16 protein-coding genes and 1 pseudogene are annotated in these 21,897 nt (G+C 68.5%); 6 read left to right on the forward strand and 11 right to left on the reverse strand.

Features of this window, described 5'->3' with window-relative positions:
* Positions 1-220: 220 nt before the first annotated feature.
* From ACT3UL_RS16385 to ACT3UL_RS16395, 3 genes are all read right to left on the reverse strand, one after another.
* A complete protein-coding gene (locus tag ACT3UL_RS16385; RefSeq protein WP_087102950.1) occupies positions 221-532 on the reverse strand; it encodes a putative quinol monooxygenase in 312 nt (103 codons plus the stop codon).
* Between the two features lie 7 nt (positions 533-539).
* Positions 540-1,088 (reverse strand): type 1 glutamine amidotransferase domain-containing protein, encoded by a 549-nt coding sequence (locus tag ACT3UL_RS16390; RefSeq protein ID WP_443404511.1) that lies wholly within the window; start codon positions 1,086-1,088, stop codon positions 540-542.
* 1,006 nt (positions 1,089-2,094) lie between these two features.
* A complete protein-coding gene (locus ACT3UL_RS16395) occupies positions 2,095-4,773 on the reverse strand; it encodes an excinuclease ABC subunit A (protein ID WP_444579455.1) in 2,679 nt (892 codons plus the stop codon).
* Positions 4,774-4,998: 225 nt separating this feature from the next.
* On the opposite strand from ACT3UL_RS16395, the gene ACT3UL_RS16400 reads away from it, so the two are divergent.
* Entirely contained in the window at positions 4,999-6,192 is a 1,194-nt protein-coding gene (locus ACT3UL_RS16400) for an alcohol dehydrogenase catalytic domain-containing protein (RefSeq protein ID WP_444579456.1), read from the forward strand.
* Positions 6,193-6,800: 608 nt separating this feature from the next.
* Here the strand turns inward: ACT3UL_RS16400 and hxlA (ACT3UL_RS16405) are convergent.
* A complete protein-coding gene (hxlA, locus tag ACT3UL_RS16405; RefSeq protein WP_301472098.1) occupies positions 6,801-7,424 on the reverse strand; it encodes a 3-hexulose-6-phosphate synthase in 624 nt (207 codons plus the stop codon).
* 53 nt (positions 7,425-7,477) lie between these two features.
* Positions 7,478-8,050 (reverse strand): 6-phospho-3-hexuloisomerase, encoded by a 573-nt coding sequence (hxlB, locus tag ACT3UL_RS16410; protein WP_444579457.1) that lies wholly within the window; start codon positions 8,048-8,050, stop codon positions 7,478-7,480.
* 92 nt (positions 8,051-8,142) lie between these two features.
* Between hxlB (ACT3UL_RS16410) and ACT3UL_RS16415 the strand changes: the two genes are divergently transcribed.
* On the forward strand, positions 8,143-8,994 hold the full coding sequence (locus ACT3UL_RS16415; protein WP_444579458.1) for a LuxR C-terminal-related transcriptional regulator: 852 nt from the start codon (positions 8,143-8,145) through the stop codon (positions 8,992-8,994).
* 210 nt (positions 8,995-9,204) lie between these two features.
* On the opposite strand, the gene ACT3UL_RS16420 is transcribed toward ACT3UL_RS16415, so the two are convergent.
* On the reverse strand, positions 9,205-10,962 hold the full coding sequence (locus ACT3UL_RS16420; protein ID WP_443404499.1) for an oleate hydratase: 1,758 nt from the start codon (positions 10,960-10,962) through the stop codon (positions 9,205-9,207).
* Positions 10,963-11,049: 87 nt separating this feature from the next.
* Here ACT3UL_RS16420 and ACT3UL_RS16425 point away from each other — a divergent pair, with 87 nt between their 5' ends.
* Entirely contained in the window at positions 11,050-11,781 is a 732-nt protein-coding gene (locus ACT3UL_RS16425; protein ID WP_301471567.1) for a TetR/AcrR family transcriptional regulator, read from the forward strand.
* A gap of 117 nt (positions 11,782-11,898) precedes the next feature.
* Here the strand turns inward: ACT3UL_RS16425 and nhaA are convergent, their stop codons facing one another.
* Both nhaA and ACT3UL_RS16435 read right to left on the reverse strand, forming a co-directional pair.
* A complete protein-coding gene (nhaA, locus tag ACT3UL_RS16430) occupies positions 11,899-13,743 on the reverse strand; it encodes a Na+/H+ antiporter NhaA (RefSeq protein ID WP_444579459.1) in 1,845 nt (614 codons plus the stop codon).
* Between the two features lie 161 nt (positions 13,744-13,904).
* Entirely contained in the window at positions 13,905-14,720 is an 816-nt protein-coding gene (locus ACT3UL_RS16435) for a LuxR C-terminal-related transcriptional regulator (protein ID WP_076807933.1), read from the reverse strand.
* Positions 14,721-14,812: 92 nt separating this feature from the next.
* On the opposite strand from ACT3UL_RS16435, the gene hxlB (ACT3UL_RS16440) reads away from it, so the two are divergent.
* The 3 genes and pseudogenes from hxlB (ACT3UL_RS16440) (at position 14,813) to ACT3UL_RS16450 (ending at position 17,783) form a co-directional block, all read left to right on the forward strand.
* Complete coding sequence (gene hxlB / locus ACT3UL_RS16440; RefSeq protein ID WP_444579460.1) at positions 14,813-15,385, forward strand: 6-phospho-3-hexuloisomerase; 573 nt, start codon at positions 14,813-14,815, stop codon at positions 15,383-15,385.
* A gap of 54 nt (positions 15,386-15,439) precedes the next feature.
* Positions 15,440-16,063, forward strand: coding sequence for a 3-hexulose-6-phosphate synthase (gene hxlA / locus ACT3UL_RS16445; RefSeq protein WP_444579461.1), 624 nt, complete (start codon positions 15,440-15,442; stop codon positions 16,061-16,063).
* Positions 16,064-16,493: 430 nt separating this feature from the next.
* Positions 16,494-17,783, forward strand: a pseudogene (locus ACT3UL_RS16450) (IS3 family transposase).
* 42 nt (positions 17,784-17,825) lie between these two features.
* Here the strand turns inward: ACT3UL_RS16450 and ACT3UL_RS16455 are convergent.
* From ACT3UL_RS16455 to ACT3UL_RS16465, 3 genes are all read right to left on the reverse strand, one after another.
* The gene (locus tag ACT3UL_RS16455; RefSeq protein WP_444579462.1) at positions 17,826-18,185 is read right to left on the reverse strand and encodes a hypothetical protein; all 360 of its coding nucleotides are present in this window, start codon (positions 18,183-18,185) and stop codon (positions 17,826-17,828) included.
* 343 nt (positions 18,186-18,528) lie between these two features.
* Positions 18,529-20,883 carry an AAA family ATPase gene (locus ACT3UL_RS16460; protein WP_444579463.1) on the reverse strand — a complete coding sequence of 785 codons (2,355 nt, stop codon included), beginning with the start codon at positions 20,881-20,883 and terminating at the stop codon, positions 18,529-18,531.
* A gap of 39 nt (positions 20,884-20,922) precedes the next feature.
* Positions 20,923-21,894: an Abi family protein gene (locus ACT3UL_RS16465; RefSeq protein WP_444579464.1), complete on the reverse strand. Its 972-nt coding sequence runs from the start codon at positions 21,892-21,894 to the stop codon at positions 20,923-20,925.
* Positions 21,895-21,897: the final 3 nt, after the last annotated feature.

A 21,897-nucleotide genomic window follows, 5' to 3' on the forward strand; every position in this document is an offset into this window, starting at 1 on the left:
TTCAGCACCGTGCAGATCGGCTTGACGCCGTGCCGATCCTTGTGCTTGTCGATGAAAGCGACTCAAGAGACATGTCCTAGAGGACGACGCCGAGCCTCGTTCAGGACGGGATCAGCAGCTCCGTCCTGGATTGGCACGTGCGGTGAATCGGCTCCACAGCCGTGGCCACGGCTGTGGAGCCGATCGGGGCCGCACCCCGAGGTCAATCGACGCTGTTTCTCTAGGAGGTCTCGCCGGGCAGCTTGTACGCGATCACGTCGACGTTCTGGATGCTCGGTTCTGTGCTGAACAGATCTGCTCCCTGTGCAGCGAGTGCCTGACCGACGCCACCGGAGAGGTGGGTCTGGCGGGCCTCGTCATCGGGGAACACGTCGAAGATCCCGAAGGTCGATTCGTCGAACTGCAGAGCGAACCAGGCCCGCGTACCCTCCTCCTGCTCGACGATGGGACGGGCGCTGCGGAGAAAGTCCGCGACGTCCTCCTCCTTCCCGGGCTTGGCGTGCACGATGACCGACAATGCAGAGTTGATCATGGTTTCCTCACTTGTCCTGGCTGAACAGCTCGATGATCGCGGCGCAGAAGGCCGGGAGATCCTCGGGCGAGCGGCTGGTGATCAGGTTCCCGTCGCGTGCCACCTCTTCGTCGACGACGTTCGCTCCGGCATTGCGCAGGTCGGTGCGGATGCTCGGGTACGAGGTCAGCGTCCGACCCTCCACGACACCGGCCTCGATCAGCGTCCACGGTCCGTGGCAGATCGCGGCAACCGGCTTGCCGGCGACCATGACGTCGCGCACGAATCCGACTGCGTCGGTGTCCATCCGCAACTGGTCGGGGTTGACCGTCCCGCCCGGAAGCAGCAGGGCGTCGTAGTCGTCGGCCGAGGCGGACTTCACCAGGGCATCGACCGGGAACGTTCCGGCCTCATCCAGGTCGTTCTCTCGGGCCTTGATCTCGCCCTCGTGCAGCGACAGCAGCTCGGTGGTGGCCCCCGCGTCCAGCAGGGCCTGTCTGGGCTGTTCGAGCTCCACGCGCTCGACGCCGTCCGCGGCCAGGATCGCGATCCGCTTGCCGTGCAATTCGTCTGCCATGTTCTGCTCCGTTCTGTGGGAGGTGACGGCCTGCCCGTGCGGGCGAGCCGCACGCTGTCCGTACCGGGCAGCGTGGTTCAGGTGCAGGACGACTCGCGTGCAGTCGCCGTTGCGCTCATCGGAGTGCTGGCAGGTGTTGGCTGCCGACTCTCCGGCCGGATCCTGGGAGACGATGGAGAAGCTTCGACCCTGTGGTCGACGATGACCTGCCGCCATCGACGGTTGTCGTTCTTCACCGGGGCCTTGCCGGATGTGAGCGCCGCGCTCGAATTCCAGTGTAGACCTCGTTGGTCAGAGACGGGCCGCACGTCGCCATCTCGTCCGGGACGCCGGGACGCCGGGACGCCGGGACGCCGGGACGCCGGAGCACGAAGACGTCGACGACTCCGATGCCGCCGGGGTACCGCACCGATCGCATCCGGCGATTCGAGCCCGTCGCCGGATCTCCGGTCGAGCACGAACTGCACGGGATCGGTCGTGGAGTCGTCGACGGCGATGGCCGGCAGGCCACATGTCGGCGAGCTCGGCGTCATCGTTCTCCATCTCGACCCAGTCCTCGCCGAGGCGCACGCAGTCCTGGTGGCCGGCGGGGGCTCGTAGCGTCTCGGCCTGCCCGCTGCCGAGTCCGCTCCCGAGCCCCGTCACCGCGACGCCGCAGGCCTCTGCCCGGTCCGGCTGCGGTCGGGCAGTCGTTCATCGGACTGCGCCCGTGGGTCATGCGGAACCCGCGGAAGATGGTGAACGGCACGACCCTGCGGGTTCCCGTCGGACTCGCGCGTCATGACCCCGCTATCCCGCGCCCCGGCACGGCGCCGACCATGGGGCGAAACGTCCGGTCAGCGTCGTTCGAGGGTCGCCGGTTCACGACCTCATCGCAGACGGCGCGGAGCGCCTGCTGACCGAGTTCCGCATGCACGCGGCGTGGATTCTCGATCGGGCGACGCAGGTTGCTCGTCCGATGCGCCCGTTGCGTGGGGTCATTGCCCTCATCGAAGCCTTCCGACTCTCACCCCAGGGAGGCGGTCTCCTGCAGCGCAGCCTCGAGGTACGGTGCCGATGCACCGACTCCGGACGAGGCGACCTGCGCGGGCGTTCCTGAGGCGACCACCGTGCCGCCGTCGTCTCCCGCGCCGGGTCCGAGGTCGATGACGTGGTCGGCTGCGGCGACCACGCGCATGTCGAGCTCGACCGCGACGACGGTGTTGCCGGCGTCGACGAGGGCCTGTAGGTGGGTCACGAGCCGGTCGGAGTCGGCGCAGTGCAACCCGGAGGTCGGCTCGTCCAGGACGTAGAGCGTGTCCCCGCGCTGGGATCGCTGGAGCTCGGTGGCGAGCTTGACGCGCTGCGCCTCACCGCCGGACAGCTCAGTCGCTGGCTGCCCGAGACGCAGGTACCCGAGACCCACGTCGATCAGCGCCGCGAGCGAGCGCATGATGTCGAACTCGCCGTGGAAGAAGTCGTGGGCCTCCTCGACGCTCATGGCGAGGATCTCGGCGATGTCGCGGCCGCGCCAGATGATCTCCAGCGTGCTGGACTGGTAGCGGGTGCCATGGCAGTCAGGGCACTCGGTGTAGACCGAGGGGAGGAAGAGCAGCTCCACCATGACGGATCCTTCGCCCTTGCAGGTAGGGCAGCGACCGCCGGTGACGTTGAAGGAGAATCTGCCCGCCTTGTACCCGCGAGCGCGAGCCTCGGGCGTCTCCGCGAACCTCCGCCTCACGTGGTCGAACAAACCGGTATAGGTGGCGACGTTCGAGCGTGGGGTGCGACCGATGGGCTTCTGGTCGATGCTCACGACGCGCCGCACCCCGGCGACGTCGCCGCGGATCTCTCCCTCGAGCTCGTCGGGCTCGTCCGACAGCAGGAGCTCGTCCCCTTCGGCGGGGGCGGCGTCCTCCGCCTGGTCTGCTCGTCCCTGCCGTTCGCCGAGCAGCGCAGGCAGTGCCTGGCTGACCAGGCTGGACTTGCCTGATCCCGAGACTCCGGTGACGGCGGTGAACACCCCGAGCGGGAAGGAGATCGTCACGTCGCGCAGGTTGTTGCGCGTGACGTGCTCGAGTCTCAGCCATCCCTGCGGCTCGCGAGGCGTCCGGCGGGGCAGGCCGCTGCCCCCGAAGACATAGCCGCGGGTGACGGACTCCTCCACCTCGGCGAGCCCTTCGTAGGGCCCGCTGTAGACGACGCGGCCGCCGCGCTCACCCGCGCCGGGCCCGATGTCGACCAGCCAGTCGGCGTGCCGCATCACATCCACCGAATGCTCCACCACGAACAGGCTGTTGCCCCGGCGCTTGAGCCCGTCGAGGATGCCGAGCAGAGCGCTGACGTCCTGCGGATGAAGACCCGCGGACGGCTCATCGAGCACATAGACCACACCGAACAGCTCAGAGGTCAGCTGGGTCGCGAGTCGCAGTCGCTGCAGCTCCCCGCCGGAGAGGGTGGGGGTGGTGCGGCCCAGGGAGAGGTACCCCAGACCCAGATCGATGATCGGCCGCAGTCTGTTGACGAGCTCCGCGCCCAATCGCGCTGTCGCGGCCAGCTTCCCGACCGAGCGGTCAGGGGACATGCGCGCGTCCTCGACGGCCGCGGGGGCGGATCCTCCGGCGTCGATCCGCTGCCCGGCGTCGCGTCGGTCAGCCTGGCCACCTGTGCGGCCCGCCGACTCAGCCCCGTCGAGAGCGCCGGTGGCCCGTTCGACCGCCTGGTCGATCAGCGTGGAGAGCTCCGCGAGCGGCAGCGAGGAGAGATCTGCGACGTCGAGACCCTCGAACGTCACGGACAGGGCCTCCGGCTTCAGCCGCTTCCCATGGCAGGCAGGGCAGGGAGCGACCGAGAGGAACTCCGCCACGCGTCGCTTCATCGACACGCTCTTGGTGTTCGCGAACGTATCGAGCACGTACCGACGCGCGCCGACGAAGGTGCCCGAGTAGCTCGGTTCGACGCCCGCCGCGGTCGCGGCCCGGGCCTCGGAGAGTGTAAGCCGCGAGTGGACCGGGACATACGGCGTCTCGTCCGTGTAGAGGATCCAGTCCCGATCCTCCTTCGGCAGATCCTTCCAGGGCACATCGACGTCGTAGCCGAGCGCGACGAGGACATCGCGCAGCTGATGACCGTGCCAGGCCGTCGGCCAGGAGGCGATGGCCCGTTCGCGGATCGTCAATGAAGGGTCCGGCACCATCATGTCCTCGGTGACCTCGTACACCCGGCCGATGCCGTGGCACTCCGGGCATGCGCCCTGCACGGTGTTGGCGGAGAAGTCCTCGGCGTAGAGCATCGGCTGATCATCGGGGTAGTGGCCGGCCCGGGAGTAGAGCATGCGCACCAGCGAGGAGAGCGTGGTGATGCTGCCCACCGAGGACCGCGCGCTGCGGCCTCCACGCTGCTGCTGAAGAGCGACGGCCGGCGGCATGCCCGTGATGGAGTCGACGTCCGGGACGCCTGCCTGGTCGATGAGGCGACGGGCGTAGGGAGCGACGGACTCGAGGTAACGGCGCTGGGACTCCGCGAACAGGGTTCCGAAGGCCAGGGAGGACTTTCCCGAGCCGGAGACGCCGGTGAACACCACCAGAGCGTCGCGGGGGACCGTCAGGTCGATGTCCTGGAGGTTGTGCTCGCGCGCGCCGAGAACCTGCACGTCGGGCTGAACGGGTGTGGAGTCCGACGGCGCGGACCTGCGTGATTCGACCATGCAGGCGACACTAGCAACGCGTTCAACCGATCGGTCGGAGCATGGCCCGGTCCTCCACGGTCCACCTGCCCGTGGCGCCTGTCGCCGCAGCGGCGGCGGGCATCTCGGTGGAGGACGAGGTTCCTGCTCGGCTACGCTCGACGAGAGCCGAGGTCGCGGGCGACGGGCATCCAAATGACCGTGGCACTTCCGCGACCGGGCCATCCCCAACTGGAGGAGATCGTCATGGCAAGCAGCAACCGCGCCGTCGTGTTCCAGAACGTCAAGGACATGCGCGTCGAGTCCCTCGACTTCCCGAAGCTCGAGATGCCGAACGGCAGGAGCGCCCCGCACGGCGTCATCCTCAAGATCGTCGCCACCAACATCTGCGGCTCCGACCTGCACATCTACCGCGGTTCCTTCCCCGTCCCCCAGGGCATGGTGATGGGGCACGAGATGACCGGCGAGGTCGTTGAGATCGGCTCCGACGTCGAGTTCCTCTCCGAGGGCGACCTGGTCTCGGTTCCCTTCAACGTCGCCTGCGGCCGATGCCGCAACTGTCGTGCCCGCCACACCGAGGTGTGCGAGACCGTGAACCCCGACGTGTCCTGCGGCGCCTACGGGTTCAACCTGGGCGACTTCCAGGGTGGGCAGGCGGAATACATGTTCGTCCCCTACGCCGACTTCCAGCTGCTCCGCTTCCCGGACAAGGACCAGGCCATGGAGAAGATCCGTGACCTCGCCCTGCTCTCGGACATCCTTCCCACCGCGTTCCACGGCCTCATGGAGGCCGGGGCGAAGCCCGGCTCGACCGTCTACATCGCCGGCGCCGGTCCCGTCGGTCGCTGCGGCGCCGCAGCAGCCCGGCTCCTGGGCGCTTCCTGCATCATCGTCGGTGACTACCACCAGGACCGGCTGGACCTGATGAAGAACAACGGCTGCGAGACCATCGACCTCAACCAGGACGTGCCGCTGACCGATCAGATCGAGGCCATCCTCGGCGAGCCCATGGTGGACTGCGCCGTCGACTACGTCGGCAACGAAGCCCACGGCATCGGCCGCGAGGCCGAGGACATGAACCCGGCACACGCCATCAACCAGGTCATGGACGCCACCCGCGCAGGCGGCGCCACCGGCATCGTCGGCGTCTACGGCCCCGACCCGCTGGCCTCCTCCAAGGCCGAGCAGGAGGGAACCTTCCCGCTCGACTTCGGCAAGGCGTGGATCAAGTCCCCTCGGATCTCCGGCGGCCAGGCCCCGATCATGCACTACAACCGCGAACTGATGATGTCGATCCTGTGGGACCGCATGCCCTACCTCAGCGACATGCTCAACACCAAGGTCATCAGCCTCGACGAAGCCCCCGACGCCTACGCGAAGTTCGATGCCGGTGTCTCGGAGAAGTTCATCATCGATCCCCACGGCATGATCCCCGCCTGATCCCGGGCCGTCATGCACCCGGCCCGCGATCGTCGCTCCAGCGGCGGTCGCGGGCCGGCTCTGTGCACGGATCCTTCGCCGATCCCGTCCTGGACGATGCCCGGGGCGGGCCTGGCGCCGGTGGGGCCGGCATGCCGGAGCTCAGCGGCGTGGGGGAGCGAGGAGGGGCGTGATCCTGGGAGACCGGGCAGCTCGCTGCGACGCTCCTGGCGCCCCTCACGATCCGGAACGCATCGCGGGGCGAGGAGGACGATCACCGGCGGCAGGGCCGCCAACACGCGCACGTCGCGGAGGGACCGGTTTCATGTCACCGGCGCCGGTCCTGGCGGGGACCTCCGGACGGCGGTCGATGAGCCGGAGTCCGCTGCTGTCGATCGAGCCGTTGCGGAGGTCCGGCGTATGCGCTCCATGAAAGTAACCATCGCCTGGATCGAGCGGGCCTCCGGCCGACCCCGATGGCGGGCACGCCCTGCGGGGAGGAGGACCACGTGGCGCTCTGCGCCACGCGGGGATCGACTGCGGCATCAGTCCACCGCACCCGGTGGGAGGGGGCAGGGGCCGGGCGTGCCGTCACCTGCCCTCTCTCCACGGGATGCGGTGGGCGGTGGTCACCGGATGGCGGAGCGGATGGCGGCGGCCGCGGCGGCGACGTCCGATGCGCTGTAGATGGCGCTGCCCGCGACGGCCACGTCTGCTCCCGCCTGCTGGACCGCCTCGACAGAGTCCGCACTGACGCCGCCGGCGACGGAGAACGGGACCTCGGCGGCCTTGCCAGCGGCGAGCAGGGCGTCGAGGCTGTAGCCGTCCTCCGCCTGCTCGTCGAGGCCGGCGTGCATCTCGACGAAGACGGCGCCGAGGGCGACGACCTCTCGGGCCCGTGCGGCCTTGTCGGACACGCCGATCAGATCGACGACGACGCCCTTGCCGTGCTTGGTCGCCGCGGCGACCGCTCCGGCGATCGTGCTGTCACCGGCGACGCCGAGCACGGTGACCAGATCGGCTCCGGCAGAGAAGGCGATGTCAGCTTCCAGCTCGCCGGCATCCATGGTCTTGAGATCGGCGAAGACGGTCTTGTCGGGGTGGGCGGCCTTGACCGCCGTGATCGCCGCGAGGCCCTCGCTCTTGATCAGAGGTGTGCCGAGCTCGAGGATGTCGACGTAGGGGGCGGCCTTCGCGGCCAGGTCGAGGGCGGACTCGGTGGTCAGGGTGTCCATGGCGAACTGCAGTCGCATGTCAGGGTGTCTCTTTCTCGTGGTGGTGTCGATGATGGAACGGGGAAGAAAGGTCATTCGAGGTTGGCATGACGGGGCCAGAGCGCGTCCGCACTCTGTCCGCTCCTCTGCCACAGGACGTCGAAGAGAGCGTCGCCGACGAGGACGAGGAGCTGCTCGAAGAGGCTGCCGGCGTACTGGGCCGACTGCTGCTCGGACCGGTCCGTCTTCGTCGCCGCACGGACGACCAGGACGGCGTGGGACAGCTGAGCAAGCGGTGACTCGGGGTCGGTCGTGATCCCGATGACGCGGGCACCGACGGATCGCGCCGTCTCAGCCGCGCTCACCACTCCCGAGGTCGTGCCGGAACCGCTGGCAGTCAGGAGCAGATCGCCCTCTCCGATCGCCGGGGTCGTCGTCTCACCGACGACGTGGACCTGCAGCCCGAGGTGCATGAGGCGCATGGCCGTCATCCGCAGCGCGAGCCCGGAGCGTCCGGCGCCGTGGACGAAGACCCGCCGGGCGTCCGCTGTCAGCTCGACGGCGGCCGCGAGCGCGGGCGCGTCGGGAAGGGCAGCTGCCCCCTCGATCTCGTTGACGATCCGCGTCAGCGAATCCTGGATGCCTCGTTCTTCCATGTCGACCATCTTGGGCCGGTCCGCGGCGGTCCACTGCTGCCCGATGAGCTGGGTGCCCCGTTCGATCGGGTGGGCCTCCCAGGTCGGGCTAGAATAGGGGAGTGAGCGACCTCCCGACCCCGCTGGAAGGTGCCCGCTCCGTGTCGCGGGACCGTGCCCTGACCGAGCAGGCTGATCAACATGCGGTCACCCTCGAATCGATCCTCGCCGTGCTCCGCTCCGGCCGACTCGCGGATGCGGCCGCGCGCAGGGAGGCCACGGAGATCGCCTCCTCCGCACTCATCCGTGCTCGTTCGGTCCATGAGCAGCAGGAGAGCGTGCTCGAGCCGGTAGCCGAGGCTTTCTCGCGCCTGCGCACCGAACTGCGTCCTCTGATCCGCTCCGGGCCGCTGCAGGTCCAGTTCGCAGAGCCTCCTGCGCGAGGACGGGCGCTGCCGGGACCGGTCGCTCGGGAAGCCCGCGCCATCTCCCGCACAGCAGTGCTCTCGCTCGTGGACCGCGCGGACGCTGCACGCGCCCGGATCGGCTGGGACTGCGATGGCCGCAACCTGCTGATGGAGGTCCGTGACGACGGGGGAATCGCGGTGACGGCGCACGACGACACACTGCGTCCGATCGTGGAGCGAGTGGCGGCGCTCGACGGAACCATGGACGTGGAGACGACCCCGGGCTGGGGGACGACGCTGCGGATCGAGATCCCGCTGGACCCGCCCGGCGCTGCGGTCACCGTGGAGGGCGCCGAGGAACTCACCGACCGCGAGAAGCAGGTGCTGCGCCTGGTCGCGACCGGGATCTCGAACCAGCGCATCGGCGACCAGCTCGGGATCACGGCCAACACCGTGAAGTACCACGTGGCCAACTTGCTGCGGAAATACGGCGCCCGCACGCGCGCCGAGCTCGCAAGCATCGCTCACTCCCATGATGCGCACCATCCGAGCGCCGAGACTCGATAGCGGGCCTCGGTCCGGACGGCGGCTGCGGGGCCCCGATCTGGCATCCGGCGCGGCAGATCCCACCATCGCCGGTCGGCCGGCGCTGCGCGCGGCAGCCCCCGCGACACGTTCTCGGGCTTCGAGCTCGCGGCACCGTCATCCCGCCGACCAGCCCCTGGGTGCGCCTCGGGTCCGAGCCGAGGCGCACCCCCGGGTGGGCGGGCACGAGGCTCACATCAGACCGTGCTCCTCGAGGAGCTGGCCGATCTCCCCGTGCTCGAGCCTGCCGCGCAGGTAGCTGCGCAGCGCGGCCGGGCCAGGGATCTCCACCTTCTCGCCATCGCGCATGCGCGCCGCGGCCTCGAGGAGGTCGCGCACGTCGTACGTGGAGCCCCAGGTCTCCGGCACGCCGCGCTCCACGTCGAGGAGCTCGTAGACGGCCTCCATGCCGGTGCGCACCGAGTACTCGGTCGTGAAGATCGTGTCGCGGCCGGTCTCCGCGAACTGCCCGAGGAACGCGAAGTTCTCGGCGCCCTCCGGGACGACCCGGGGCCGATCCCCCGCGCGGCGGGGCATGAAGAAGCTCGTCACGTAGGGCATCATCACCGGCACGCACCGGGCACCGGTCGCCGCGAGCTCAGGGATCTCCTCCACGGGCACGCCCAGGTGGTAGAGCCACTCCTGGGTGATCTCCTCGCCGGTGCACTGCGCCAGGGGCTTCTTCACGTAGTCGCCCTCGACGTCGACGAACAGGCCGTAGACCCAGACGACGATCTGATCCTTCGGCTGCTTCTTGAAATGCGGCTGGCGATTGACCGTCCAGCTCAGCAGCCAGGAGGAGTCCTCGGCGGTGACGATGCCGCCGGTGACCACGCGGCCGCTGAACGGATCGCGCTGGGCGATGCGCTCGATGTAGGCCGGGATGCGCTGATCGAGCGTGGTGACGGTGGCCGACTCCCACTTCGTCTCCTCGATCGAGGAGCAGAAGACCTCCGGGCGACCGAACGACGGGTCCTTCTTCGCGATGCGCTTCCACAGGTCCCAGGCCGGGGCCGGGGCCTCGTCGAGCACGGCGGCCGTGTGGTGGTCGCCCTCATCGGAGTTGTCCACCAGCGAGCCGATCGTCATCAGCGCGAGGTCGTGCTCACCGAGCTCGATGGTCTCCTCGGCGCCGTCGCGGCGGCAGTGGAGCGCGGTGGCGCGGATCTCGCCGTTGCGGTGGGCGAAGTCCACGTCGAGGACCTCGGTGCCGGACTGGAAGACGACGCCGTGCTCGGTGAGGTAGTGCATGAGCGGCAGGACGAAGGACTCGTACTGGTTGTACTTCGTGAACTTCAGCGCCGAGAAATCGGGCAGTCCGCCGATGTGGTGGACGAACCTGTGGAGATAGAGCTTGAACTCGAGCGCGGAGTGCCATTCCTCGAAGGCGAACATGGTGCGCCAGTACATCCAGAACGGCGAGTCGAGGAACTCACGGCCCATCACCTCGTCGATGCGCTTGCCCTCCATCTCCGCACGCTCGGCGAGGAAGATCCTGAGCAGGTCCTTCTGGGCCCGCTTCGGCAGGTCGAAGCGGCCCTCGTGGCCCGCGTCCTCGCCCTGGCGGACGGTGGCCCGACGCAGCGAGTAGTTGGGGTCGTCCTTGTTGAGCCAGTAGAACTCGTCGAGCACGGAGGCGCCCTCGAGCTCGAGGGAGGGGATGGAGCTCATCATGTCCCACAGGCACTCCATGTGGTTCTCCAGCTCCCGGCCGCCGCGGATGACGAAGCCCTTCTCCGGCACGTCGAGGCCGTCGAGAGCACCACCGGCGATGTCGTCCTTCTCGAGGATCGTGACGTTGGCACCGGGGACCCCGGCGTCGCGGATCAGGAAGACGGCCGCCGCGAGCCCGGCCAGCCCGCTGCCGACGATGTAGGCCTTCGTCTCCTGCGCGTGCTGTGCGGGGCGGGGACGCGCGAACGCCTCGTAGTTACCTGCCGTGTGCTGCATGGTCGATCCTTCCCGACGTGTGCCGGATGCCGATCACCCGGCCTCAATATCGAGTGTACTCAGAATTGAGTCGACTACAATGGCCGCATGGAAACTCGGGATGACACGGAACTGGGGCCGTCGGCGGCGCTGGGCAGGCGCGAGCAGGCGAAGGCGGACAAGCGCGCCCGCATCCTCGCCGCCGCGCGCGCCCACTTCGAGGAGCGAGGATTCCAGCGGACCTCGATGAGCGAGGTCGCGCGCGCGGCCGACGTGGCTGAGGGGACCGTCTTCCAGTACGCGGCGACGAAGACCGACCTGCTGATGATGGTCGTCGATGCGCTCTGGGGAGCCCACGAGCAAGCGATGACCACCCCTGCGCGCGCCACGTCCGCCGCGCCCGACGGAGCCGCCGCGGCGCCGCCGGCAGGGGAGACCGCGGACCAGATCGCGGCGCTCGTCTCGCCGCTCGTCGCCGCGATGCGCCGCTGGCCCGAGCCCACGACATGGGTCGCCCGCGAGATCCTCTTCGGTGCAGAGATGCCGCACCGACGGCAGGTCCTCGACCATGTCGATCGCCTCGAGGAGCAGATCGCCGCGCGCCTGCGGGACAGCCGGGGCGACGCCTCGGGTGCGGTCGCCGTGGCGCGGGACGGCGCGGCCGGAGCTGCCGGCGGGGCCTCCGGTGAGGTCGAGGCGACCGGCGCCCGGCTCATCGTCACCGGGGTGCTGGCCGAGCTCAACCGCTCCCGACAGGGGCGCAACGAGAGCGAGAACGTCGAGGCGGCTCTGCGTCAGCTCATCGACCTCGTGGTGGCAGGGGCGAGCGCCTCACGGTGACAGGGGAGCCGTCCCGTCGACACCGCTTTCACCAGGACCGATACGGTGACGAGCGCGCCCTCGGCGTGCTGTGCAGGGGGCCCGCGTCCCACCGGGTTCCGGGTTCGCGGATCGGCCTCAGGCCTTCGCCGCCTGGGTGCGGCTCCCGCGACGGCTGGATTCCAGCATCTCGGTCAGTGAGCGCGCGTCATAGCTGCCCACCATCCGGCAACCATCGATGAAGAACGTCGGGGTCATCTTGGCGCCGCTCGCCTCCGCGCTCGCGATGTCCCGCTGCACCCTCGCAGCAACCTCGTCGCTGTCGAGATCCTCGATGAACGCCTGGACATCGAGGCCCAGCTCGGCCGCGTAGCCGATGAGATCCTCCCTCTCCAGCGCGTGCTGCCGAGTGAAGACGAAGTCGAGCCACGGCCAGAACATCTCCTGCTTCGCGGCCGCCTCGGCGGCCCGTGCGGCGAGGGGGCCGTGAGGATGGTGAGGCAGATGCCGCACGACGTAGCGCAGATCGTCACCGAAGCGCCCGTGCAGGTCTTCCCATGAGCCAGTGGCGTGCGCGCAGTACGGGCACTCGAAGTCCACGAACTCCACGAGGGTGAGCCGGGCGTCCTCCGGTCCGCGGATGTGATCCACCTCGGGGTCCACCGCAGAGTCGAGCGTCATCGGGAGATCCGCCGTCTCCTCTCCCCACCGACGGGCCGCGACCTTGAAGATCGACCAGCCCAGAACGGTGGCGAGCACCATCGCCACGAGCACGCCCAGCGTCGCCTGGCGCCCCAGATCCGAGGAGGAGTCGAAAGCGAGGCTGATGACCAGCAGCGACACGGTGAAACCGATGCCGGAAAGTGCTGCCCCGCCGAACACGCTGCCCATACCGACCCCCTCCGGCAGTCGGCCTACGCCCATCCGAACGGCGAGGAGCGTCGCGATCCCGATCCCGAGGAGCTTGCCGAGCACGAGCCCCGCGATGACACCCCACGTCACCGGCGAGCCCAGCGAGTCGGCCACCACCCCACCGCCCAGGTCGACCCCGGCGTTGGCCAGGGCGAAGATCGGCACGACCAGCAACGCCGTGGGGAGACGGAGGTACTCGTGCAGCCGCTCGTTGACTGACACGCCCTTGGACAACCCCCGTCCGACGGCACGCGCCGAAGAAGCGCTCGGGGATTGCCAGAAGTCGCGGAACAGCTGCCGGGCGGCGACCACCTTGTGCCGTTGCGTCGGGTAGGCCGGGATCAGAAGCCCGGCGATCATGCCCGTCAGCGAGGCGTGGATGCCGGAGGACAGAGTCGCCAGCCACAGCACGATGACGATCCCCACATACGGAGCGGCACTCCACTGCCGGGAACGGCTCAGCAACCACAGAGCGACGAGGCAGCCCAGAGCGACCAGCAGCGGGATGGGCCGGATCTCGTCGCTGTAGAACACCCCGATGATCGACACCGCAAGGAAGTCGTCGACCACCGTGAGGGTCAGGAGGAAGACGCGCAGCTGCCCGGAAAGCCGGGGGCCGACGATCGCGAGAGCACCGAGCATGAACGCCGTGTCCGTTCCGACGACCGCCCCCCACCCGCGTAGTCCCTCGCCACCGGACGCGCCGACGACCAGGACATACACCAGCGCGGGCACCGCCACACCCGCGACGCCCGCGATCGCCGCCAGACGGGCGCGGCTGCTGTCCCGCAGAGCCCCGTGTGCAAACTCCTGGCGCACCTCGAGACCCACGACGAAGAAGAACACGACCATCAGTCCGTCGTTGATCCAGTGGTGCAGATCCAGGTGCAGCCCGAACGGGCCGACGTCGATCCCCACGATCTGGTGCCACAGCACGAAATAGGAAGAGGACAGTGGCGAGTTCGCCCAGAGGAGGGCGAAGGCCGTGACAACGATGAGCAGCACGGCCGAGCCCGACTCCGTGCGGAGTCTTCCGGCTATGCCGCGCGGGGGCGAGGTTGAGTGGGACACAGCTCGATTCTGCCGGAACGTGCTGGCTAGCGGTACAGCCAGGCGGGAGGATGGCACGCAACGTCAGGGTCTGTCCGGTTGTCATAGTGACCTGACCTACGGGACTGCTGCGTCGATAGGTGTCAGTCTGACCTCACCCATCGGTGCGGCAGGCCCTCCCGTCAGTGGGTGATGGACGCTAGCTCGGCGCGGGTGCGGGCGCCGTACTTCCGTAGCAGGTTAGCCACGTGGTACTTCACAGTGTTCGCCGTGATCCCGAGCTGGTCACCGATACGCTGGTTCGAGATACCGGTCACGACCAGGCGCAGCACCTGCTTCTCGCGGGCGGTGAGCTCCTCGGCGCTCTCCACCGTCAGTGCCGCGCTCGGCGGGTCCAGGGGGATCTCGATTCGCAGCGTCGTCCCCCATCCCGGGGTTGCCTCCACGTCCATAGTGCCGTCGAGCGCCACCACACGCTCCGCGATCGGGCGCAGCACGTCGTCGTGGGCGGACACCGCACCGCCTCCGTCGTCGCGGATTTCCATGAGCAGGTTGCGGCCGTCGCAGTCCCAGCCGACCCGGGCCCGTGCGGCATCCGCGCGGTCCACGAGCGAGAGCACTGCGGTGCGGGAGATGGCGCGGGCTTCGCGAGCGACCGGGCCTGGGAGCGCCCGCCCCTGCGCAGGAGGCTCGGCAAACTGGACGTGCAGCGGCCCGGAGCGAATGAGAGGACGCAGCTCGGTGCGCAGGCGCGAGAACGCCTCGACGACCGGCTCGAGCACGCTCTCGTGCTGCTCATGGGTCGAGCGAGCACGGATGAGCGCCGAGGAAGCGATTTCCGTGGCCTCCCTGCGCGCGGCCACATCCGAGAACCGGCCCGAGCGGAGCACGGCGAGGATCGACCCGAGGGCGACCGCATGCCGATCGCCCTGCTCGGTCAGGGCGCGGTCGCGGGCCAGAGTGTCGGCCCGTTCGGCCGGTGTCGGCAGCTCGTCCATCTCACCACCCTACCTCGACCTGGCAGGCCTACCCGATCGGAGGGGGCGCCTCGCCCATCGGGCAGCTGTGGCGCCTCTCGATCCGTCCCAACATGGTCGGCATGGAGAAACCAACCATCCAGGAATCGCTGACACGGATCGTCGGCGAGATCGAGGGGACCGTCACCCTCCCCGACCTGCCCGCACTCGAGGCCGCCGTCGAGCTGACCGCGAAAGCCCGGCGGGTCTTTGTCCACGGTGCTGGACGCTCCGGGCTCGCGCTACGGATGACGGCCATGCGCCTCATGCACGCGGGGTTGGAGGTCCACGTCGTCGGCGAGACGACGACCCCGGCGATCGGAGAGGACGACCTGCTCCTGACCGCCAGCGGCTCCGGCACCACCCCGGGGGTGGTGAGCGCGGCGGAGACCGCGAGATCCGTCGGTGCCCGCGTAGTCGGGATCACGGCCGACCCCGAGTCACGGCTTGCGCTGCTGGCCCACGCCACCCTGGTCATCCCCGCGGCGACGAAGACGGACCGGTCCGAACAGCACTCTGCCCAGTACGCCGGCAGCCTCTTCGAGCAGGTTCTCGTGCTTGTAGGCGACGCCCTCTTCGACGTCCTGTGGCAGCGGAGCGGAAAGAGCGCGGATGCGCTCTGGCCCCGTCACGCCAACCTCGAATAACCCCCTCACCCCCCGACGACCAACCGCACGACCAAGAGAAAGAGACACCCTGACATGCGCCTGCAGTTCGCCATGGACACCCTGACCACCGAGTCCGCCCTCGAGCTTGCCGCGAAGGCTGCTCCCTACGTCGACATCCTCGAGCTCGGCACCCCGCTAATCAAGAGCGAGGGCCTCGCGGCGATCACAGCGGTCAAGGCTGCCCACCCTGAGAAGATTGTCTTCGCCGATCTCAAGACCATGGATGCTGGCGAACTGGAAGCCGACATCGCCTTCGCGGCCGGCGCGGATCTGGTCACCGTGCTCGGAGTCGCCGGTGACAGCACGATCGTCGGAGCGGTCGCCGCGGCGCACAAGCACGGTAAGGGAGTCGTCGTAGATCTGATTGGCGTGTCCGACAAGGCTGCGCGGGCCCGCGAGACCGTGGACCTCGGCGCCGTCTTCGTCGAGATGCACGCCGGACTCGATGAGCAGGCGGAAGACGGCTACAGCCTCGACGCCCTGCTCGCCGCCGGCGCGGCCGCCGGAGTTTCGTTCTCCGTCGCCGGCGGCGTCAGCGCGGACTCCGTCGAGGCCGTCCAGCGGGCGGGAGCAGACGTGGCCGTCGCCGGAAGCGCGATTTACAGCGCTCCCGACGTTGCCGCCGCGGCAGCCGCCATCCGCGCCGCCATCCGTTGAACAGCGTCCACCGCACCCTGTGGAGGGAAGGTCTGGGACCTGGCTCTGAACCTTCCTCGCTAGGCGCGGTGGACGAGCCTCAGGGACGATCGCGGCGTGGCAAGGCGGAACGCGCGACCGTAGTCCATGCAGGGCGGACGAGATGTTGCTCGTGAGTCCCATCGTTTGCGGCACAGTGCCGGCGCTCCATTGGGGTATACCCAGTGCGACAGATATGTCGCAAAAGTGCATTCTTGGACCCTATTGGGAACCGTAGAAAACCTGCTGGTAACTGTCCTGCTGAGGTGCCCCAGTTCGGGACGTCTCTCCCGATGCTGCGCGTGACACGGTTCTGCGTGTCAATCTCGTTGGTGCGGGTCGGTGGTGGTGGTGGATGTGAATCGGCCCAGGTTTGATGCCGCTGCTGTTTGAGTCCGGAAGGATGGACAGCATGCCGAAGAAGATCGATCCCCAGTTGCGCGCGAGGTGCGTGCGGCTCGTGCGGGAGCACCAGCAGGAGTACCCCTCCCAGTTCGCCGTAGTGGTCGCGGTCGCCCGACAAGAAGGCGTCTCGAAGGAGTCCGTGCGGCGCTGGCTGGCGCAGGCCGACGTCGACGACGGGACGCGTCCGGGTGTCACGAGCGAAGAGTCTGCCGAGGTCAAGCGACTGAAGGCGGAGAACAAGCGGCTGCGGGAGGATAACGAGATCCTCCGTAAAGCATCGATTTTCTTCGCGGGGGAGCTCGACCCCCGCAACCGCTGATCCTGGCCTTCATCGACGAGATGAGAGCCGGGGGCTACGCAGTCGAGCCGATCCTTCGCGTCCTGCGCCAGCAGGGCTTGAGGATCGCTGCGCGGACCTACCGAGCGTGGAAGAGGCCCACCCGCATCGCTGCCCGCACCGTCACAGACGCCCTCGTGGAGGACAAGATCCGCGGGCTCGCCTGGACCGTCAATCAGGTCACTGGGCAGGTCCAGATGACGCCGGAGGGCCTGTACGGGCGACGGAAGTGGGTCGCCCTCCTCCGCCGTCGACCGGGACTGGCCGGCACCTCTCGGGGTGCGGTTGACCGGGCGATGCGGACGCTCGGCCTTGAGGGCGTCCGGCGGGCGAAGAAGTTGCGCACCACTATCCCGAATCCAGATGGGAGACGTGCCGGTGACCTGCTCAATCGTGACTTCACGGCCCCGGGCTCCTGACCGAGTTTGGGTCGCCGATTTCACGTACGTCCGGACCTGGGCGGGGTTCGTCTACGTCGCGTTCGTCGTGGACGTGTTCGCCCAGCGAATCGTGGGCTGGCACGCCAGCTCCAGCATGCTCACCGACCTGGTCATGACCCCGCTGAGGATCGCACTGTGGCAGCGTGACCGCGACGGAAACCCGGTCTCACCAGGGTCTTTGGTGGCGCACAGCGACGCCGGGTCCCAGTACACCTCGATCCGATACACCGAGCACCTCGACCTCGAGGGCATTGCCCCGTCGATCGGGTCCGTCGGCGACGCGTTCGATAACGCCCTCATGGAGAGCGTGAACGGCCTGTACAAGACCGAGTGCATCCGCACCACGGTCTTCCACTCCGGGCCGTTCAGGACGCTGGCAGACGTCGAGTTCGCGACCGCCGGCTGGGTCAACTGGTACAACAACCGACGTCTCTACGGCTCCCTCGGGATGCTCACCCCGATAGAGTTCGAGACGCTCCACTACGAGGCCCTCACCCGAGAGCCCGCACCCACAAAGTAGCGGCAGAGAACCCGGGCCGATTCACCTTCCGCAGAAACACCCTCATCTGCGAAGAGCCATCATGGCCCAGAACGGGCCGAAGATCATGCGGGCGAACTTGCTGATCGCGCTCAGGAGACCGAGCATTCCCTCGCCGATTCCGAAGGCGGCGCCGATGAGCGGGAAGAAGGTGTTGATCAACCCGCCCTCGGAGTTGTCGACGGCCTGCGAGAAGCCCATGGCGGCCATGGCCTTGCCGGTGCCCTTCGTGTCCTTCGTGCCCGTCGCGCCCGGGCGGCGCCCGTCGCTCTCGACGATGGCGACGCCCGGGTCGAGGTTCGTGGGTCGCGCAAGGATCGTGCCGGTCTCGGTGGTCACCGTGCCGGGGGCGGAGAAATCATCGCCCATAGGGGTATTGCCCATTGTTTCCTCTCGGAGTCCGCATGGAGCGGCGTCAAGCAGCATTGTTCGAATTCGTGGCTGCGGCGGGTCCGCAGGGTGCACCGGGAATTCCCGAATGCATCCCGGGACAGCTGCGTCCGCGGGGTTGCCGCAGCATGCGATGCTCACCTGCTCGCTGAAACCAGTTGCCGTCAGTTGCAGCAACCGGTGCGAATCGTGACCTGAAGCGGTGAGCGCATTCCCGCGTGGCAGATTCGGCGGATGCCCTGATCATCACGAGAAGGGGCGAAGCGTACTTATCGGTAGGTTGTTCGGTCCGTCGTCGGCCGAGGAATCCCGGCTGTGCGGCTCGGGACGATGGGCGTCACACCGCGCTGTGCACCCACGCCAGGAACTCCTCGGCGTCGAGCACGGGCTTGTCCCAGCGGGCGGCGTTCTTCGACTTGTTCGACTGGGTGCCGCGCTCGGCGACCACCAGGACGTCCGTGCGCGTCTTGGTGAGGTTCGGGACCGGGATCAGCCCGCGCTGCTGCGCCAGATGCTCCATCTCGGAGCGATCCACGGACCCGTGCATTGCGGAGACGACCTCGCCGGTGAAGCACACCCGGGCGCCGGGCACGAGGATCTCCGCGAGGTCGATCGCCCCCGTGATCTCCAGTCCCTCGGGCAGGACCTGCACGCCGAAATGGGTCTCGACGCCGCGCAGACGGTCCACGACCTCCTGGTCGTGGGAGATGACCCGGCCCCAGGCCGCCTCGAGCACCTCGGCCAGCACCTGCGCGGCGTCGTCGTGCGCGGAGAGGTTGCCGCCGACGACGAAGCCCTCCGGCCCGGGGTTCCCGAGCTCGCCGCTCGTGCGGGAGAGCAGATAGCCCCGTCCCCGTGCGAGCTGCGGGAACGGGGTGCCCGCGTCGGCAGCGGCGGTGCGGGTGGTCGTGCTGCCGCCGGCGCCTGCCCCTGGTCCGGTGACTCCCGCGCGCCGACGCTCGACGACGTCCCGGATCGCCCGTGCCCGTCCGAGCGCGGTGGGGGAGCGCAGGCCCGCGCGCTCGTCGGCCAGGAGGTCGGTGGTCGGCACATCGGCGCCCAGCGGCATGCGCTCGACGACGCCGTTGCGCTTGAGCTCGAAGTCGATCCAGCCCAGCTGCTCATCGATCCGAGGGCCTACGGGGATGCGGCCCGCAAGCAGCGGGGACAGCGCGGCCCAGGCCTCGGTGAGCACCGGGGCGAGCTGCACGTCGCGCGTGGTGATGCCGTACTCGGTGCGGGCGGCGAACAGGTCGCTCGTGGGGTTCACGATGGTGGTCGCCTCGTCGCCGTCGTCGGTGACCACGGCGATCTCCACCGGCCGGGGCCGGTACCGATCGCCGACGTTGCCGACCATGAGCGCCGAGATGTAGGCGTCGCCGAGCGTCTCGGCAGGAGCTGTGGAGGAGGCGAGGAACCGCCGCACCCGGACATCGGACTTCAGGTCGCGGGGGAGCACATCGCGTTTCAGGACGAGCCCCGCGAGGCTGGTGCACCGCGACAGCGCCACATACAGCTGGCCGTTGGCGAAGGTGCCGCCGGTCAGGTCCACCACCACGCGGTCCAAGGTCTGACCCTGGGACTTATGGATCGTGATGGCCCAGGCGAGCTTCATCGGCAGCTGGGTGAAGGTGCCGATCACCTGATGGACCAGGTGGCCGCCGTCGACAGAGGGGCGGGTGATGTCCCAGGTGTGGGGACCCACCTGGTGGCGTCGGCCGTCGCGCAGCCGCACCTCGACGACCGGCCCGTCGGCGTCGGCGCCGATCGCGGTGACCTGGCCCAGGGTGCCGTTGACCCAGCGGTCGAGCGGGTCGTTGTTCAGCAGCATCACCTGGGCGCCGACGGCCAGTCGCAGTGCCTCCTCGGTGGGTCGCTCGAAGCCGTCGGTCTCCCCGGTGACCGCTGCGGTGAAGGTCTGCGGGGCGTCGGGGAGGCGCTCGAGCATCTGGCGGTTGCGGGAGGTCACGATGCGGTTGGTGGTGGCCAGTGTCAGCCAGAACTCCTCGAGCGGCGGCTCGAAGTCCGGGTCGGTGCGGGAGTTGAGCTCCGCCCGGGCCTCCTCCATCAGGGCGCCCTCGCGCACGGCGTTGAGCAGGTCCACCAGACGATCGTCGCCGAGCTGGCGGAAGACGGTGGTCAGCTCCACCGCCGGGAAGCGGTCCCGATCGAAGGAGTGCGCGGAGAAGAAGAACGGGGTGCCGTACCGCTCCTCGATGTGCGCGGCCTCCGCGTCGGTGACGATGGGTGGAAGCTGGAAGAGGTCGCCGACCAGCACCAGCTGCACCCCGCCGAAGGGCTCGCCCGGCCGCGGCCCGAAGCGCTCGAGGGCGGCGGCCAGCGCGTCGAAGAGGTCCGCCCGCACCATCGAGGCCTCATCGACGATCAGGGTGTCCAGCGTGGAGAGGGCCTGCGCGAAGCGGCCCGGGTAGTAGCGCGGTCCCCGCACCCGCTCCTCGCTCACACCGAGCGGGAAGGAGAAGAGGCGATGGATCGTGTACCCCTCCACGTTCAGCGCCGCGATCCCGGTGGGCGCGACGGTGAGGGCGTTGCGGTCGGTGGTCTCCAGGAAGCGCCTGATCAGCGACGACTTGCCGGTGCCGGCCCGGCCGGTGAGGAACAGGTGGCTGCCGGCGTCCAGCAGGTCCAGGGCGCGCTGGAAGTCCTCGGTGATCGTGAGCTGCGGGGCCATGGTTCATTCTCTCGCAGCAGCGCAGCCCACAGGGACCTGTCACCAGTCTCCGCAACGGATTGACCACAGGTCATAGCGCTTCCAGTCGCTAGGAAATCCCATCTCTGACGGCGTCCGACCCTCGATGTGCTCAAACTCGTCCTCAACCAGGGAGTGCACTTTCAGATTCCAGGTGGAGCCTGGGGAAAGGCCGCCCAAGAGATGGGCGAGAAGGGCAAGTGACCCATAGAGGCGTTCGCTTTGGCCGCGAGGCAACGATGACAGCGTCGGGATCGTGCGGAGAGCGGCAGTTGGGGCTGGCGTGAACGAACGGTTCCACACCCGTGCGTGGTGAGCGATGGAGTTGCGCAAGATAGAGAGATGCTCGAGCCACCTCGTGAGCGGGTGTTCCTTCTTGGCTTTCTGCTGCCGGTTCTTCGACAGAGTGGACAGATCGATGGTGACGCCGAGTCTGCTGGCGACAGCCCACTGGTCGCGAGAGTGCATGCCTTCGTAGAGTTTTGAGATGTCTGCGAAGTCGAGAACTTCGGTAAGGACCCAGATCGGCACGCTCCCGCTATAGCGGGAGAGGTGGTGTCGGATGGGTTCACTATGGGATCTGGCGCGTGCAATCCGCCGCCGCGCCACGTCGAGCCAGCGAGAGTGATTGAAGGAAGGGCGGAAGAGCATGCTGTTCTCGTGCGCGAGGGGGTCAGAAGAGCCAAGGTGGTAGCTCACATGGCTCCGGACGCCGATTTCGACGCGCTCGATGGCGTCGTGGATCAGGGTGCGCAGTTTGCGATCGAATTCGTAGAGCATGGTGACGTCGGCCAACGAGGTGTTGGGTAGGAATTGGTCGGTTGGAGTGCCATCAGCGTGGTGTCCGCGGTATGTGTACCAATAGCCGCTGAGGCGGTAGTACCCGACGTTCGATAGCCACTGCGAAGCGAATGTCGTGTCTGCAGACATGCCGCGGCCACGCAAGATCGCCAGCTGACCTGGGATGTCTGTGAACGGCTTCGTTGTCGCCATAAT

It is taken from the genome of Brachybacterium sp. 107 (genome assembly GCF_052379725.1).
Lineage (GTDB): Bacteria > Actinomycetota > Actinomycetes > Actinomycetales > Dermabacteraceae > Brachybacterium.

Excerpts from the sequence above, each read along its gene's own strand:
- ACT3UL_RS16385 (WP_087102950.1), bottom strand. The coding sequence starts at position 532 with ATGATCAACTCTGCATTGTCGGTCATCGTGCACGCCAAGCCCGGGAAG.
- ACT3UL_RS16390 (WP_443404511.1), bottom strand. The coding sequence starts at position 1,088 with ATGGCAGACGAATTGCACGGCAAGCGGATCGCGATCCTGGCCGCGGAC.
- ACT3UL_RS16395 (WP_444579455.1), bottom strand. The coding sequence starts at position 4,773 with ATGGTCGAATCACGCAGGTCCGCGCCGTCGGACTCCACACCCGTTCAG.
- ACT3UL_RS16400 (WP_444579456.1), top strand. The coding sequence starts at position 4,999 with ATGGCAAGCAGCAACCGCGCCGTCGTGTTCCAGAACGTCAAGGACATG.
- hxlA (WP_301472098.1), bottom strand. The coding sequence starts at position 7,424 with ATGCGACTGCAGTTCGCCATGGACACCCTGACCACCGAGTCCGCCCTC.
- hxlB (WP_444579457.1), bottom strand. The coding sequence starts at position 8,050 with ATGGTCGACATGGAAGAACGAGGCATCCAGGATTCGCTGACGCGGATC.
- ACT3UL_RS16420 (WP_443404499.1), bottom strand. The coding sequence starts at position 10,962 with ATGCAGCACACGGCAGGTAACTACGAGGCGTTCGCGCGTCCCCGCCCC.
- ACT3UL_RS16425 (WP_301471567.1), top strand. The coding sequence starts at position 11,050 with ATGGAAACTCGGGATGACACGGAACTGGGGCCGTCGGCGGCGCTGGGC.
- ACT3UL_RS16435 (WP_076807933.1), bottom strand. The coding sequence starts at position 14,720 with ATGGACGAGCTGCCGACACCGGCCGAACGGGCCGACACTCTGGCCCGC.
- hxlB (WP_444579460.1), top strand. The coding sequence starts at position 14,813 with ATGGTCGGCATGGAGAAACCAACCATCCAGGAATCGCTGACACGGATC.
- hxlA (WP_444579461.1), top strand. The coding sequence starts at position 15,440 with ATGCGCCTGCAGTTCGCCATGGACACCCTGACCACCGAGTCCGCCCTC.
- ACT3UL_RS16455 (WP_444579462.1), bottom strand. The coding sequence starts at position 18,185 with ATGGGCAATACCCCTATGGGCGATGATTTCTCCGCCCCCGGCACGGTG.
- ACT3UL_RS16460 (WP_444579463.1), bottom strand. The coding sequence starts at position 20,883 with ATGGCCCCGCAGCTCACGATCACCGAGGACTTCCAGCGCGCCCTGGAC.
- ACT3UL_RS16465 (WP_444579464.1), bottom strand. The coding sequence starts at position 21,894 with ATGGCGACAACGAAGCCGTTCACAGACATCCCAGGTCAGCTGGCGATC.